This window comes from Aureimonas altamirensis (assembly GCF_001463885.1).
Classification (GTDB): Bacteria; Pseudomonadota; Alphaproteobacteria; order Rhizobiales; family Rhizobiaceae; genus Aureimonas; species Aureimonas altamirensis.
Window position 1 is genome coordinate 1 of the sequence record NZ_BBWQ01000020.1, and the last position, 15,735, is coordinate 15,735.

A 15,735-nucleotide genomic window follows, 5' to 3' on the forward strand; every position below is an offset into this window, starting at 1 on the left:
CACCTCCGTCTCCAGGATGCCGCCGGCGCCGACATAGTCGCCGAGGATGGTGAGCGTTCCGATGGAGGTGCCCGGCGCGACGGTGCCGGCATTGCTGGTCGGGCCGACGAAGCCGTTGCCCTCCAGCCGGCCGCCGGCCAGGACGTCGACCGTGCCGCCGAGGATGCCGTTCACCTGCAGGGCGCCGCCCGATATCGTGCTGATGCCGCCAAAGCCGGCATGGGCGGCGTTGAGGATGGTGCGCCCGGCCAGCACGTCGATCTCGCCATCGCCCGCGATGGTGCCGACGCCCGTCTGCGGGGCCTGCAGGTCGAACTGGTAGCCGTTGCTGGAATGGTTGAACACCAGCCGCCCGTCGCCGGGGCCGAACTGGAGCGTCGGCGTATTGATGGCGCCCGGCGCAACCGGGGCCGTACCCTCCAGCCCGCCGATCACCACCGTGCCGGTGGAGCCGGCCACCGGGCCGACGATGAAGTCGCCGGGCGTCGTCAGCACCGCGCCGGTGGCCAGCAGCAGCGTGCCTGCGCCGGCAGCGCCGGAAAGCGCCTGGCCGACATAGGTGTTGGCCGGGGCAAGCGTTGCACCCGCGACCATGCCGAAGATGCCGCCCTGCACATAGAGATCGCCGGTAAACCCATTGCCCGCGCCCCCGGCAAGGTCCAGCCGTCCCGGCCCGATCTGCACGAGGTTGCCGGTGCCGGAGATGGCACCGCCCCAGAGCACGTCATCGGAGCGGTTGAAGGCGAAGGTTCCGCCTGCGCCGATGTCCACCGAACCGACAATGGAGCCACTGGTGCCGCCCGTTCCAAGCTGCAGCGTTCCTTCGGATATGGTGGTGCCGCCGGCGTAGGTGTTGGATGTCGTCAGGGCGACGGTGCCCACCCCGACTTTCTCCACCGCACCGCTGCCGGCAATCGTGCCGGCATAGGTTTCGTCGACGCCTTGCGTGAAACGGACGATGCCGTCGGTAAGGATCGAAGGCGTCAGCGCCGACGCCGCCCCTTCGAGCGTGCCGGCCGGCGCGACGGTCATCGAGCCGCCATAGCCGCCATTGGTGCCGGTCAGGCGGAGCGTGCCTGCATAGACGGTGGCCGAGGTGATGTCGGTCAGCGAGCCGCCAAGGGTCCAAAGCCCGGGCTCGGTCTTCGACAGGGTTTCGAAAGACGTGATGGAGCCGGCATCCAGCACCGTCGGGCCGAAACCGGCCAGCACGAGTGCGTCCACCCCGGTTCCGCCGGTGATCGCCTGCGTCGGTGCGATTGTGCCGTCGGCCAGATTGCGCAGCGTGACAAGGTCGTTGTCCGGCCCCATGTCGATCAGACCGGTGATCGTACCCCCTCCCTGCCACAGGAAATTATCGTTCCCCGTGCTCATCCGGACCTCGCCGGATACCGCGCCACCGGTGATCTGAACGATGTCATTGCCGCCGCTGACGCTGATATTGCCGCCGATGCTGCCCGCAGAAACGAATATCTGGTCGTCGTCGAACCCGGTTACGAGGTTGCCGATGATCGAGCCGCCCGACATGTCGAAGATGTTCTTGTCGAGCTTCATATCGACCCGGCCGATGGTTCCGTCGGTCATGGTGGCGACATCGCCATCCTCGAAGGCACCGACGATCGTCCCGCCCGACATGAAGAAGATGTCGCGTGAGTCCCCTTGCGCAAGGGACCCGATGCTTCCGCCGCGCATGATGAACGTGTCGATCCCGTTGCCCTGGCTGACTGCACCCGAAACCGTTCCGCTGTCGATCTCGAAAAGGTCCTGCCCCCCTCCGGTCACGATCGCGCCCGTTACGGTGGCTGTGCTGGCTGGAGAGAATGTTATGGAGCTGGTGCCGATGGTGTTGGTGTAGCCGGCGATGACCCCGCCATTCAGCAGGACGGTCTTGACGCCGGAGCCCCCGGTAAACCCGCCGCCGTACGTGCCGCTGTCGACAGTCAGGGTGTCGTCCCCGGCAAGAAGGTCGATCGTTGTCGCTTCCGGATCCGGAAGCGTCGCAGCATCGCACAGCACGATGTCGTTTCCCGCGCTTGCCGGGGTGCATCCGGCATTCGCCTGGTCGGCGAAGAGAGCGATGGCAACCCACGATGTCGTCGCGAGCAGCGATGCGGATTTCAATGCCTTGGCAGAAAACTTCATCGACGTCGCTCATCAACAGAAAGGCAAGCTTATCTTTGAGAAACCATCAATGACCCAATTCCGCCTGCATGCAACTTTCGATGCACATTTTGATGCTTATGAACACGCTCCGTTGCGATAATGTCATTCGGCTCCGATACTGTGGACACCTCGCGGCAAGCTCGGTGAGGCCGTGGCTTAAGAAATATTTCCTAGACGGTATACAACCAACGGTTATGATTCCTAACTTCCGTCAATACCTCGATTGGCGGATAGATTAAGCCTATCGTGCTAGGGCCGAATAAATGTGCGCCATAGAATATCGATCTGCCCGCACATAATATTTCTTTGTCGAATTGGCAAAGATGATCTGATTTACGAAAATGCCATTCCATGCTGATAGTTTATCGCACGACAGTGTGCATGCCGATGGTGCCCCACCCTATGACGCCATCGTCGTGGGCAGCGGCGCGGCAGGCGGCGTGGCATGCCATGAGCTGACGCACGCCGGCTTGCGTGTCCTGGTGCTGGAGGCCGGCTGGCAGCCGACGTCACCTTTGGCCGGCGTCAATGCGCCGTCTGCGCGGATCATCGCTTCTATCACCAACAGCCTGCGCCGCCGCGCCATTCCGCCTGCTCTGAACGCCGTGGGCATGAAGGCCCTGTCGGCCTATGGCAGGCTCCGGCAGCCCATTCAGTCGCGCTGCTTCGCGTGGAAATTGTCTCCAGGCTCCCTCGTCGACGATCGCGACTGCCCGTATGAGACCGCGCCGGGTACGAAGTTCAACTGGTTTCGATCCCGCCAGGTCGGGGGCCGGATGATGGTGCCGGGCCATGGGCGGCAATATTATCGCATGGCCAATGCCGATCTGGATGCAGACGCCCACGGTCGGCCCGCATGGCCGGTCGGTCTGTCCGAGCTCGAGCCCTGGTACGCAGCGACGGAAGAGAAGCTGCGCCTGAGGGGTGGAAACGACAGTTCCAGGCTGGTGCCGGACAGTCGCCTTCACACCGTCGTCGCGCCACGGCCCGAAGAGGCGGCGATGATGGCCGCGCTTGAAGACCTGTCGCCCGACATGCACCCCATTCTCGGCCGCTATGCACCGCCGTTGGACTGGATTTCGATGGCCGCCAGAACCGGCCGCCTGACCCTGGCCACGGGCGCGATCGTCGATCACGTGCGCAGGGACGGCAATGGCTGCGTCACCGGCGTCGGCTGGATCGATGGGCGCAGCGGCAAACGCCGGTCGGCGGAAGCGCCGATCGTCTTCCTGTGCGCTTCGGCTTTCGAGTCCACGCGTATCCTTCTGATGTCGCGCGATCCCGCCAACCGGGAGGGCCTCGGCATGCATTCAGATGCGCTTGGACGTTACGTCATGGACCATGCCGTCGCCAGTTGCGCCGGCCACATTGGCGTGCGGACGGGCGACGACACGACGGAAGGCGAGCATGGCCGCTGCATCTATGTCCCGGCAATGGCGCATGTGGACCACCCGGCGACGGGCACGTTGCTGGAAGGCCCCTTCGGCCTGCAGATCCATCGCCAGCCGATGGGTAGCGAGCGGGCCCGGATCGACATTGTCGGCTTTTCGCCGATGCGCCCCCGCCCGGAGAACCGTATAAGCCTGTCGTCCCGAAAGGACCGGTTCGGCCTGCCCATCCTGAGCATCGATTGCCGCTACGACCATGCCGACAACGCCATCGCCGGGCACATGATGGAGAAGGTGGCGGAAGCGGCCAAGGCGCTGGCCCTCGACGTCGAGTATATCAGCAAGGAAATCGCCCCGCCGGGCACCGGCATCCACGAGTGCGGCACGGCACGAATGGGCTCCGACCCATCCACCTCCGTCGTCGATGCCAATGGCGAGTGCTGGGACACCAAGGGGCTTTACGTCACCGATGCGGCCGCGATGCCGTCGCTTGGCGTGCAGAACCCGACGCTGACGATCATGGCTCTGTCGGCGCGGGCTGCCGCACACGCCGCCGGCCGGCGGCTCGAGCCGGCGGCCGAGCCCGAGCGCCGCCGGGTGGAAGAGTTCATCTGACGATACCGCGCGCGATGCGGCGCATGAGTGCGGACGGATAGTTCATGCCCAAATTCACCACGCAGGTGCGATCGAGTATGTCCAGCGTCCTGGAACACATGTCCCGGTCGTAGCGGATCTCCCGGTTCGCCCACGCCCACGGGTTCAGCTTCGGGTGGGACGTACGCTGGGCCAGGATGGGCTCCCAGTTGGTATAGACGTGCTTCGAGCTGTCGCGCAGACGGTTCCAGACGCCGCGCCGCGACTGCAACTCGATGGCCTCCTCCTTCGACGGGGCCAGAATCGTCAGGCTGACCGCGCTTTCGGCATCGTTGTGCGGCGTCACGCGGAAGCTGGAGCTGCCCGACAGGATATCGGCCATCATGGCGCGACGATTGCGCATGCGCTCCAGCATCGGAACGACCTTCTTGAGCTGCACCGTCAGCATCGCGGTCTGGATTTCGGTAACCTTGTAATTGACGCCGATGAGGGCCGGCTCTTCCAGCGGCTTCTCGTGGTCGCGGATCAGGTCGCCAAGGTCGTGATAGCCCCGGGCCCGGGCGAAATATCGGCTGTTGCCCGTCAGCACAGCTCCGCCTTCTCCGATATTCATGTTCTTCATCTTGTTGAAGCTGTAGGCGCCGAGGTCGCCGATCGCGCCAAGATGCCGGCCCTTGTATCGCACCCCGACGGCCTGGCAGGCATCCTCGATGACAAGCAGTCCACGCCTTGCGGCAATGGCCATGATGGCATCCATGTCGCACGGCGCATTGCCCATGTGCACCGGCATGATGGCCCGCGTATAGGGCGTGATCTTCTGCTCGATGTCGTGAGGGTCGATGGTCAGCGTTTCATCGATATCGACGAAGATCGGCACCGCGCCGACAATGACGACGGCGGCGGCCGTGGCCATCCACGTATAGGCCGGAACGAGAACCTCGTCCCCGGGCCCGATCCCCGCGCCGACCAGCGCCGAGATAAGCGCGGCCGTTCCCGACGAGACCGCCAGTGCATGCCGGGCGCCCGTCACCTCTGCCAGGCGCTGCTCGAAGGCATTGGTGAAGCGTGCTTCCTTGCCGTGGCGCGCCAGGTGACCCCGCGCGATCGCACGACCGGCGGCGATCCACTCCTGCATTCCCATCGATGGCACCTGAACTCCTCCGGCCCTGAAGCCTGTCCTCGTCTGCTGAGGATGCCATCTTCCCTTTCCCGGCGGAGTTGGCAGCGCGAACTTCCTGTCGCGGCACTACCAAAAAGGCGTAGTCGCCTTTTGAGAAAACATCCTTAGATTGCACGCATACAATACTATGGATATGTCACGTCCAAGTCTGCAGCCGCCGTATCCGGGTCCAACTCCCTGGTAGCGCGTATTCATGCGTGAAAGCTGGAAAGCCATGACGTCAGATGCCTCCAGCGAGCGGGTCGTTCGCATTGCCCTGTTGTTCTCGATCGTCTTCGGCGCGTGCCTGATAGGTATATTCTCCCGTCCGGTCGGTCTTCTGGCCGCGTTCTGGCCTGCCAATGCCATCGTCGTCGGCGTGTTCGCCCGCTACCGCAAACTCGGGCATCCGCTGGAATGGGTTGCGGTGGCCGCCGGCTTCGTGGCGGCGGATCTTGTCACCGGAAGCACGATCAGCGCCGCGCTTCTGCTGAACGCGGCCAATCTCCTTGGCATCGTAGCGGGTGTCGTCATGCTGCGGGACATGTCGCCACAGGAGTTCCGCCTGCGGCGCCCCAATTCCGTGATCAAGCTGGCGGCGGCGGCCTGCGTGCCGGCCTTGATCACCTCCACCTGCGGCGCCCTGGCGTCCAACGCGCTTTTCGGGCATGCCCTGATTGCTTCCTTTGCGCAGTGGCTTTCGGCCGAGATGACGAGCTACGTCGCCATCCTGCCCTTTATCGCGACGTTTCCCCATCGCTGGCGTCGCGCTCTCAGGCAGCACAATTCGGACCGGACATCGGTGCGGCGCCTGGCGGCCCCGACATTGACGTTCGGCCTGTGCTGCCTGTTCGGCGTCGTCGTCGGCGGGCCGGGAGCCGTTTTCTTTCCGCTTCCGGCATTGCTGTGGTTTGCGATCTCGCTGCCGCTCTTCACCAATACAATCGTGCTTCTTCTGTATCTCGTGCTGGCCAATGTCGCGATCGCCTCCGGGCTCGTCGATATGCGCGTCGATCTGGCCGATGCACGCAATATCGTCTCGCTCCGATTTGCGCTGACGCTGCTGATCCTCGGCCCTCTCGCCGTCTCATCCATCAGCTCGAGTCGTTTGGTCTTGATGCGGCAGCTTCAGAAGGCACTGGCAACGGACTCGCTGACGGGCGCCCTGTCCCGTCCGGAGTTCCTGCGCCGCGCCGGCAGCGCCGCGGCGCAGGCACGATGTGCCGTCCTGGTGCTCGATGTCGACCGCTTCAAGCTCATCAACGACACCTACGGCCACGCGGCCGGCGACGCCGCCTTGCGCAGCTTCGCCGATGCCGTGCGCAGGGCACTGCGCGATGGTGACCATTTCGGTCGCATGGGCGGCGAGGAATTTGCCCTCATTCTGCCGAACACGCGGACGCGCGAGGCATTCCTGTTCGCCGAAAGGCTGCGAGAGGCGATATCCTTCATGACCGTCGAAATGCGCGAGGTCCGCGCATTCGGCATCACGGTCAGCATCGGCCTCAGCTCGACAGAGCCGGGCGGAAACAGCCTGTCCGACGCGCTTCAGAAGGCCGACAGGCTTCTCTACTCGGCCAAGAAGGGCGGCCGCAACCGGGTGATGTCCGAGCTTGTCCCCGCCTGAACCAGGCGTTAGGCAATCCCCCATGGAAAGCCCCTGCCTGAAGATCTGCACCTTCGACAAACGCCTTGGCCTGTGCACGGCGTGCCTGCGCACGATCGACGAGATCGCCCGATGGGGCAGCATGAGCGATGCCGAGCGCGCCGCCATCATGGCCGCCCTTCCGCACCGGCGCAGGTGACGGAACCAGACACGGCTTTGCCGCATTATCGCCTAAATGATGAAAGTGCGTTAACCGGGAGGCGATACTCATGGTCAGCATGTCGGTAGATACGGTCGAGACCTTCATCGTGCCCGACGAGGTCATGGTACGCCGGCGCGTACTGCCGGCCGGCCGCTATCGCGGCCAGCATCGCGGGTCCATCTGGGAGATCCTCCTCAGCGACGATGAGCGCCGGGAGTTCGGTTATCGCCGGCCGGCACTGAATGTCACGGAACTCGTATCGGAAGGCTATGTGCTGACCGAGCGCCCGTCCGCCTGACGCTCACCGCTGCCGGAGATACTTGATCACCGCCGAAAAATCCTCGCCGCCGCCACCGGCCGCATCGAACGCCTCGTAGATTTCCTTTGCGTGCCGGCCGAGGGGCGTTGCCGCCCCCGAACCGTCGGCAGCCTCCCGCGCCAACCCCAGATCCTTCAGCATCAGCGCGGCTGCGAAACCGGGCTTGTAATCGCGGTTGGCCGGCGATCCCGGAACCGGCCCGGGCACGGGGCAATAGGTGGTGAGGGACCAGCATTGGCCGGACGATGTCGACGCAACGTCGAACAGCGCCTGGTGCGACAGGCCCAGCTTCTCGGCCAGCACGAAGGCTTCCGCAACGCCGATCATCGATATGCCGAGGATCATGTTGTTGCAGATCTTGGCCGCCTGCCCTGCCCCGGCCGCGCCGCAATGGACGATCCGCTTGCCCATAAGCGCCAGCACCGGCTGTGCGGCGGAGAACGCTTCGTCCGAGCCGCCGCACATGAAGGTCAGCGTCGCAGCTTCCGCACCGACCGTGCCGCCGGATACCGGCGCATCCAGCGACAGCATGCCGGCTGCGGCGGCCATGGCATGCGCCTCGCGTGCGCTGTCGACATCGACGGTCGAGCAGTCGACGAGCAGCGCGCCCGGAGCGGCCAGCGACGCCAGCTCCGTCCAGACGCCGATGACATGGCGACCGGCCGGAAGCATCGTGATGACGGCCTGCGCATCGGCCACCGCATCGGCAAGCTCCGCAGCCAGGGGCAGCCCGGCCTGCTGCGCTGCGGCGCGGGCGCCCCCGGCAAGGTCGAAGCCGACGACCCGGTGGCCGGCCGCCTTGAGATTGAGGGCCATGGGCAGCCCCATATTGCCGAGGCCGACAAAGGCGATCCGCATGCTCATTGCCTGTCTCCTATTGCGCCAGGATCATGCGTGCCGCCTTTTCGGCGATCATGACCGTGGGCGAGTTGGTATTGCCGGACGTGATCGTCGGCATGATCGAAGCGTCGGCCACCCGCAGGCCGTGTACGCCACGGACCCGCAAATGCGGGTCCACGACCGAGTCTGGATCGCTCCCCATCCGGCAGGTGCCGACGGGGTGGAAGATGGTCGTGCCGATGTCGCCGGCGGCGCGCTCCAGCTCTTCCTGTGTCGCAAAGGACGGCCCCGGCTTGAACTCCTGCGGACTGTAGCGTGCAAGCGCCGGCTGGCCCACGATGGCGCGGGTGATGCGAATGGAGTCGGCCGCGACGCGCTTGTCCGCCTCCGCCGACAGGTAGTTGGGGCGGATGGCCGGCTGCGCGCGGTGGTCGGGCGAGCGCAGATGCACGCTGCCCCGGCTTTCGGGGCGCAGATTGCAGACGCTGGCGGTGAAGGCCGGGAAGGAATGGACGTTCTCGCCGAACTTCTCGAGGCTGAGGGGCTGCACGTGATATTGCAGATTGGCCGTTTCGAAGGCCGGGTCCGACCGCGTGAACACGCCAAGCTGGCTGGGCGCCATGGACATCGGGCCCGACCGCGACAGGGCATATTCCAGGCCGATCATCATCTTGCCGGCCATGGTGGAGGCACGCTCGTTCAGCGTGCGGATGCCGGACACCTTGTAGGCGCAGCGCAATTGCAGGTGATCCTGCAGATTCTCGCCGACGGAGGGGCGGTCGACGACCGTCTCCATCCCTGCCTCGCTCAGCACGCTGCCGCTGCCGATCCCGGAAAGCTCCAGGATATGCGGAGAGCCGATGGCCCCGGCGCTCAGCACCACTTCGGCACGGCAGGCCGCGCGGTGTATCGCGCCGGCCATCTCGTACTCCACGCCGACGACGCGGCCCTCCTCGATCAGAAGGCGGCGCACCTGTGCGCCCGTCCGGACCGAAAGGTTCGGCCGCTTCTCGGCCGGCCGCAGGAACGCCTTGACGGTGTTCCAGCGTACGCCGCGCTTCTGGTTGACCTTGAAGTAGGACGAACCCTCATTGTCGCCGCGGTTGAAATCCTCGATCTTCGGGATGCCATATTGCGCGGCCGCCTCGCGGAAGGCATCGAGGATATCCCAATGCAGCCTGGCGGTCTCGACACGCCATTCGCCGCCAGAGCCATGCATGGCGTCGGCCCCGGCGTAATAGTCCTCGCTGGCGCGGAACAACGGCAGCACGTCGTCCCAGGCCCAGCCCTCGCAGCCCATCTGGCGCCACAGATCGTAGTCCCTCGCCTGGCCGCGCATGTAGATCATGCCGTTGATGGACGAGCAGCCGCCCAGCACCTTGCCGCGCGGATAACCCAGCGCGCGGCCGTTCAGGCCTTCCTCCGCCTCGGTGGAAAAGCACCAGTCCGTGCGCGGGTTGCCGATGCAGTACAGATAGCCGACCGGAATGTGGATCCAGGCGTAATTGTCGCGTCCGCCCGCCTCCAGCAGCAGCACGCTGCGCGTGCCGGCCGACAGGCGGTTGGCGAGCGTGCAGCCGGCGGTGCCGCCGCCCACGACGATGTAGTCGAATGTTTCGGACATGATATCAGGCGCCGAGACGCTCCATGATGCGTCGGCCCAACCGGGAGTTCTGGAACTCGCCCACGATGCCGCGGCGGAATACCAGCACGCATACCATGAAGATCAGGCCGGTGATGATGGTGACGGGAAAGGACGAGGTGGCAAGGTAGTTCTGTAGCGTCACCACGATGGCCGCGCCGAAGAAGGGCCCCAGCATGGTGCCAATGCCGCCGAGCAGCGTCATCAGGATCACTTCGCCCGACATCTGCCATGCGACGTCCGTCAGCGTCGCGAACTGGAACACCAGCGCCTTGACGGAGCCCGCCAGGCCGGCCAGCGTCGCCGACATCACGAAGGCGGCGAGCTTGTAGGAATTGACCGAGTAGCCGAGCGAGATGGCGCGATTTTCGTTTTCGCGGATCGACTTCATGATCATGCCGAAGGGCGAATGCACGATACGGTAGATGGCGAACATGCCGATCAGGAAAACCGCAAGCACGAAATAGTACATGTTCAGGCTTTGGCCGAGGTCCAGAAAGCCGAACAGCGTTCCCCGCGGCACCGCCTGAATACCGTCCTCGCCGTGGGTGAAGGGCGCCTGCAAACAGAAGAAAAAGAACATCTGCGCCAGCGCCAGGGTCACCATGGCAAAGTAGATTCCCTGCCTGCGGATCGCCAGAAAGCCCATGACGAGGCCAAGCACCGCGGCGCCCGCCATGCCGACGAGGATGCCCAGCTCCGGCGACAGGCCCCACACCTTCACCGCATGGGCGGTGATGTAGGCCGCCCCGCCGAAGAAGGCCGCATGTCCAAAGGACAGAAGGCCGGTATAGCCGAGCAGCAGGTTGAACGCCGAGGCGAAGAGCGCGAAGCACAGGAGCTTCATCAGGAAGATCGGGTACAGGCCCAGCGGCGCAAGGATGAGGGCCGCGATCGCGATGGCCAGCAGCGCCAGCCGCACCGGCGCCGCACCCCGGCGTTCGACGGCGGCCACGCCGTAAGTCGCGTTTGCCATTGTCAGGCCCTCCCGAACAGGCCGGCGGGCCGCACCAGCAGCACCAGCGCCATGATGACGAAGATGACGATATTGGACGCCTCGGGATAGAAGACTTTGGCCAGCCCTTCGCAGAGCCCCAGCAGATACCCGGTGACGATGGCCCCGCCGATGGAACCCATGCCGCCCACAACCACGACGGCGAAGACGATGATGATGATGTTGGAGCCCATCAGAGGGCTGACCTGATAGACGGGCGCCGCGAGAATGCCCGTCAACCCGGCCAGCGCCGCGCCGAGGCCATAGGTGAAGGTGAGCAGAAGAGGCACATTGATGCCGAAAGCGCGCACCAGCGTCGGGTTTTCGGTCGCGGCGCGCAGGTAGGCCCCAAGCTTGGTCTTCTCGATCAGCAGCCATGTCGCCAGGCACACGACCAGCGATGCGACAACGATGAAGCCGCGATAGTTGGGCAGGAACATGAAGCCGAGATTGGTGCCGCCCGCGAGTTGCGGCGGCGGCGCGTAAGGCTGGCCGGATGCGCCGAAATAGTAGCGGAACGTACCTTCGAGCACGAGCGCGAGGCCGAAGGTGAACAGCAGCCCGTACAGGTGATCGAGGTCGTAGAGGCGCGACAGCGCCAGCCTTTCGATCAGCCCGCCGGCCAGCCCGACGATCAGCGGCGCCAGGATGAGCGAAGGCCAGAAGCCGATGCCGCCATAGGTCAGCAGAAGATAGCCGGCAAAGGCGCCGAGCATGTATTGCGCGCCATGGGCGAAATTGATGATGCGCAGCAGGCCGAAGATGACGGCAAGGCCAAGGCTGAGCATCGCATAGAACGAGCCGTTGATGAGCCCGACCAGCAATTGCCCCATCAGGGCCTGGATGGGCACGCCGAAGATCATGGTCATGAGCTCAGACTCCCAGCACTTCGTTCAGGCGTTGCTGGTGATGGGCCAGATCCCGCGTGGCGAAACTGTCCACCACCGTGCCGTGGTCCATCAGGTAGAAGCGGTCGGCGACCCGCGCCGCGAAGCGGAAGTTCTGCTCGACCAGAAGGACGGTCAGCCCGCGCTTCTTCAACTCGATCAGGATTTCGCCGATCCGCTCCACGATCACCGGGGCCAGCCCCTCGGTGGGCTCGTCCAGCAGCAGAAGCCGCACGCCCGACCGCAGCATCCGTGCGATGGCCAGCATCTGCTGCTCGCCGCCCGACAGTTTGGTGCCGCCGGAGGCGCGCCTTTCATGAAGGTTCGGAAAGAGATCGTAGATTTCGTCCAGCGTCATGCCGCCCTTGCCGACGACGGGCGGCAGGGTCAGGTTTTCCTCGACCGTCAGCGAGGCGAAGATGCCGCGCTCTTCCGGCACGAAGCCGATGCCGTGATGCGCGGTGCGATGCAACGGCACCGGCATCATGTCGCGCCCGTCGAAGCGGATGGTTCCGGTGCGCTTCGGGATAATGCCCATGATGGCGCGCAGCGTTGTGGTTTTGCCGACGCCGTTGCGGCCGATCAGCGTGATCGTCTCGCCGCTGGCGATATCCAGGTCCACGCCGTGCAGTGCATGGCTTTCGCCGTACCAGGCATTGAGACCGCGCACCGAAAGCAGCGCCTGCCCGGCATCGGCCGGACGATGGGAGGTGGCGGCGTGGCTCATTCCTGTGTTCCCATATAGGCGGTTCGGACGCGAGGATCGTTGGACACCGTCTGGTAGTCGCCGGCCGCCAGGATCTCGCCGCGCTGAAGCACGGTGATCCGCTGGCACAGATTGGCCACCACCTTGAGGTTATGCTCCACCATCAGGACGGCGCGGTCCTGCCCGACACGCCGGATGAGCTCCGATACCGTTCCGATATCCTCCTGCCCCATGCCGGCCATCGGCTCGTCGAGCAGCAGGACCTTCGGGTCGAGCGCCAGTGTGGTTGCGATCTCCAGAACGCGTTTGCGCCCATAGGACAGATCGGCGGCCAGCGCGTTTCGCGCTTCGGCCAGCCCCACCTCTTCGAGCAGTTCGAGCGCCCGTGCGTTCAGCACGTCGAGCGCCGATACCGGCCGCCAGAACTGGGTGGCCAGACCGCGCGGCCGCTGCAGCGCCACGCGGACGTTTTCCAGAACCGTCAGATGCGGAAAGGTCGCCGATATCTGGAAAGAGCGGACAAGCCCCTTGCGCGCCACCGCCGAGGGCGAGGCGCGGGTGATATCCTCGCCGTCGAAGGTGATCTGCCCGCGTGTCGGCTGCAGGAACTTGGTCAAAAGGTTGAAGACCGTCGTCTTGCCGGCTCCATTCGGCCCGATAAGGGCATGAACCTCCCCGTGCCGCACATCCAGATCGACATTGTTGACGGCGGTAAACCCTCCGAAGTCCCGGCGCAGCCCGCGGCACGACAGAAGCACAGCCCCTGCCTTGCCGGCCTGCGCCCCGTCGCCCGGATGCGGCTGGTCTGTCATCGGCGCCCCCATGCCGCTTACTGCGTCACAAGCGGGCAGCCGCTTTCCTCGGCGGACAGATAGGCCTGGGCGCCCGGGATGGTGGCAAGCACCTTGTAGTAATCCCAGGGCTTGGTGCTTTCGTCCGGCGACTTCACCTCCATGAGATACATGTCATAGACCATGCGCCCATTCGCCAGCACCTTGCCGCCACGACCGAACACGTCGTCCACCGGCATTTCGTGCAGCACCTTGGCAACCGCCTCCGTCTCGTCGGTGCCGGCCTTCTGGATGGCCTTCAGATACTGGGTGACAGTGGAGTAGGTGCCCGCCTGCACCATGTTGGGCATGCGCTGCGTACGCTCGAAGAAGCGTTGCGAAAACTCGCGGCTTTCGTCGTCACGGTCCCAGTAGAACCCCTCGGTCAGGGTAATGCCCTGCGCCGCCTGCAGGCCGAGGCCATGCACCTCCGCCAGCGTGAACAACAGCGCCGCCAGCTTCTGGCCGCCCTGCACGATCCCGAATTCCGATGCCTGCTTGACGGTGTTGGCGGTATCCAGGCCGGCATTCGCCATGCCGATCACCTTTGCGCCGGAAGCCTGCGCCTGCAGCAGGAAGGACGAGTAATCGGTATTGGACAGCGGATGCCGCACCGATCCAAGCACCGTGCCGCCATGCTCCGTCACGAATTTCGACGTCTGCTCTTCCAGCGAGTAGCCGAAGGCATAGTCCGCCGTCAGGAAGAACCAGGTATCGCCGCCCTGCTCCACCAGGGCGCCGCCCGTGCCGACGGCCAGAGCGTGGGTATCGTAGGCCCAATGGAACCCATAGGGGCTGCATTGCTCTCCGGTCAGGGCCGTCGTGGCCGGCCCCGTCGCCATGGTGATCTTCTTCTTTTCTTTGGACAGGCCCTGTACCGCAAGCGCCACCGAGGATGTCGTCAGCTCCATGATGGTGTCGACATTCTCCGTATCGTACCACTGGCGGGCGATATTGGAGGCGACGTCCGGCTTGTTCTGGTGGTCGGCGGTGATCACCTCGATGGTCGCGCCGTTGACCGTTCCGCCGAAATCCTCAACGGCCATCAGCGCCGCCTCGTAAGACCAGCGGCCGCCGAAATCGGCGTAGACGCCGGACTGATCGTTGAGGATGCCGATCTTGACGACATCGTCGGATATCTGCGCCATTGCCGGCATGGCGACGGCGGCCAAAAGGGCTGCGGTCAGGACGGACAGTTTATGCATTGAGGAAGCCTCCCGGGTGCCACGATTCAGGTCCACGGGAAATGCAGCATCGCGGCAAGGGCCGCGGCGACGCATCAAGCGCCACAATACGTCATCCTCCCGGCGCCCGCCGCGTTCTGTGCCGCGATCAGGCTGAGAATTGAGCGGCTCCGTTTCCTGCGGTGAACCAGCCACAACCTCTGCGACAAAGGCTAGCATCGGCATGATGCGCCGCATATGGAATTTTCCGCACAAGATATGTACGCTTTCGTACAGGCAATTGTACGAAAGCGTGGCACCATGCCGGGTAGCGGCTTCGACTGGGACGATTTGCGTTACTTTCTGGCGGTGGCGCAGACCGGCCAGCTTTCGTCGGCGGCGCGGCGCCTGCGAAGCAATCACGTGACCGTATCGCGACGGATCGACCGGCTCGAGCATTCCCTGTCGCTGCGCCTGTTCGAGCGTTCGCCGCGCGGCTACACGCTGACCGGGGTGGGAGAGCGCCTCGTTGCCCATGCACAGGCGATGGAGCAGACCGCCGACGGGCTGCACGAGATCATCTCGGGCGAGGCGGCGGCCCTGCGCGGCGTCATCCGCCTATCGACGCCCGAGGGGTTCGGCAGTTTCTTCCTGTCGTCTCGCCTGCCGGATTTCGCCTCGCGCAATCCCGGTCTTCTGATCGAGTTCATGACGCTGCAGCAAATCCTGTCGCTGTCGCGGCGCGAAGCCGACATCTCCGTCGCCCTGCACCCGCCGGCCGCCGGACCGTATCAGGTCGAGAAGATCGCCGGCTATCGCCTGCTCGTCTATGCCAGCCGATCCTATCTGGACTCGCACCCGCCCATCCGCAGCCGCGCCGAGGCGATGGAGCATCCCCTGGCGGGCTATATCGACGATATGATCTTTGCGCCGGGGCTGGACTATCTGCGTGACATCCTGCCCGGCAAACGCGCCGGCTACCAGAGTTCCAGCATCATCGCCCAGCTTGCCGCGGGGCTGGCGGGCTACGGCATGACCATCCTTCCCTACTTCATCGCGCGCGCCTATCCGCAGTTGGTGCCGGTTCTCCCGCAGGAGCTTCATATCGAGCGGGAATACTGGCTGTCGTGCCGCGAAGACCTTGCCGATGCCCCCCGTATCCGCGTCGTGCGGGACTTCATCCGGCGCGAGGCCGCCGCCTTCGAGGACATGTTCATGGCGCGTCCGATCCTGCCCGACTGA

General features: G+C 64.8%; 15 protein-coding genes. 6 read left to right on the forward strand and 9 right to left on the reverse strand.

Features of this window, described 5'->3' with window-relative positions; genetic code table 11:
• A partial coding sequence (locus AUL31_RS14615) for a beta strand repeat-containing protein (RefSeq protein ID WP_192842529.1) occupies positions 1–2,016 on the reverse strand: 2,016 nt, incomplete at its 3' end.
• Between the two features lies 1 nt (position 2,017).
• Here AUL31_RS14615 and AUL31_RS20360 point away from each other — a divergent pair.
• Together AUL31_RS20360 and AUL31_RS14620 are read left to right on the forward strand one after the other, a co-directional pair.
• Positions 2,018–2,263, forward strand: a complete 246-nt coding sequence (locus tag AUL31_RS20360) for a hypothetical protein (protein WP_143190266.1) — start codon at positions 2,018–2,020, stop codon at positions 2,261–2,263.
• A gap of 277 nt (positions 2,264–2,540) precedes the next feature.
• On the forward strand, positions 2,541–4,166 hold the full coding sequence (locus AUL31_RS14620) for a GMC oxidoreductase (protein WP_060608194.1): 1,626 nt from the start codon (positions 2,541–2,543) through the stop codon (positions 4,164–4,166).
• Here AUL31_RS14620 and AUL31_RS14625 read toward each other — a convergent pair.
• Positions 4,159–5,286 (reverse strand): DegT/DnrJ/EryC1/StrS family aminotransferase, encoded by a 1,128-nt coding sequence (locus AUL31_RS14625; RefSeq protein WP_306302617.1) that lies wholly within the window; start codon positions 5,284–5,286, stop codon positions 4,159–4,161. The two genes, AUL31_RS14620 and AUL31_RS14625, sit on opposite strands and share 8 nt — an antisense overlap.
• A 253-nt stretch (positions 5,287–5,539) precedes the next feature.
• Between AUL31_RS14625 and AUL31_RS14630 the strand changes: the two genes are divergently transcribed.
• The 3 genes from AUL31_RS14630 (at position 5,540) to AUL31_RS14635 (ending at position 7,410) form a co-directional block, all read left to right on the forward strand.
• Positions 5,540–6,931: a GGDEF domain-containing protein gene (locus AUL31_RS14630; RefSeq protein WP_060608202.1), complete on the forward strand. Its 1,392-nt coding sequence runs from the start codon at positions 5,540–5,542 to the stop codon at positions 6,929–6,931.
• Positions 6,932–6,953: 22 nt separating this feature from the next.
• Positions 6,954–7,109: a DUF1289 domain-containing protein gene (locus tag AUL31_RS20040; protein ID WP_073469358.1), complete on the forward strand. Its 156-nt coding sequence runs from the start codon at positions 6,954–6,956 to the stop codon at positions 7,107–7,109.
• A gap of 70 nt (positions 7,110–7,179) precedes the next feature.
• Positions 7,180–7,410, forward strand: coding sequence for a hypothetical protein (locus AUL31_RS14635; protein ID WP_060608204.1), 231 nt, complete (start codon positions 7,180–7,182; stop codon positions 7,408–7,410).
• Between the two features lie 3 nt (positions 7,411–7,413).
• On the opposite strand, the gene mmsB is transcribed toward AUL31_RS14635, so the two are convergent.
• Genes mmsB through AUL31_RS14670 form a run of 7 tightly spaced genes read right to left on the reverse strand, consistent with a single transcriptional unit; the run spans position 7,414 to position 14,535 of the window.
• A complete protein-coding gene (gene mmsB / locus AUL31_RS14640) occupies positions 7,414–8,289 on the reverse strand; it encodes a 3-hydroxyisobutyrate dehydrogenase (protein ID WP_060608959.1) in 876 nt (291 codons plus the stop codon).
• Between the two features lie 16 nt (positions 8,290–8,305).
• Positions 8,306–9,895 carry a GMC family oxidoreductase gene (locus tag AUL31_RS14645; protein WP_060608208.1) on the reverse strand — a complete coding sequence of 530 codons (1,590 nt, stop codon included), beginning with the start codon at positions 9,893–9,895 and terminating at the stop codon, positions 8,306–8,308.
• 4 nt (positions 9,896–9,899) lie between these two features.
• A complete protein-coding gene (locus AUL31_RS14650) occupies positions 9,900–10,889 on the reverse strand; it encodes a branched-chain amino acid ABC transporter permease (protein ID WP_060608212.1) in 990 nt (329 codons plus the stop codon).
• A gap of 2 nt (positions 10,890–10,891) precedes the next feature.
• Positions 10,892–11,776: a branched-chain amino acid ABC transporter permease gene (locus AUL31_RS14655; RefSeq protein ID WP_060608217.1), complete on the reverse strand. Its 885-nt coding sequence runs from the start codon at positions 11,774–11,776 to the stop codon at positions 10,892–10,894.
• A gap of 4 nt (positions 11,777–11,780) precedes the next feature.
• A complete protein-coding gene (locus AUL31_RS14660) occupies positions 11,781–12,521 on the reverse strand; it encodes an ABC transporter ATP-binding protein (RefSeq protein WP_060608219.1) in 741 nt (246 codons plus the stop codon).
• Complete coding sequence (locus AUL31_RS14665; protein ID WP_060608962.1) at positions 12,518–13,312, reverse strand: ABC transporter ATP-binding protein; 795 nt, start codon at positions 13,310–13,312, stop codon at positions 12,518–12,520. The genes AUL31_RS14660 and AUL31_RS14665 overlap by 4 nt, the downstream gene beginning before the upstream one ends.
• A gap of 17 nt (positions 13,313–13,329) precedes the next feature.
• A complete protein-coding gene (locus AUL31_RS14670) occupies positions 13,330–14,535 on the reverse strand; it encodes an ABC transporter substrate-binding protein (RefSeq protein WP_060608965.1) in 1,206 nt (401 codons plus the stop codon).
• Between the two features lie 279 nt (positions 14,536–14,814).
• On the opposite strand from AUL31_RS14670, the gene AUL31_RS14675 reads away from it, so the two are divergent.
• Positions 14,815–15,735 (forward strand): LysR family transcriptional regulator, encoded by a 921-nt coding sequence (locus tag AUL31_RS14675; protein ID WP_060608224.1) that lies wholly within the window; start codon positions 14,815–14,817, stop codon positions 15,733–15,735.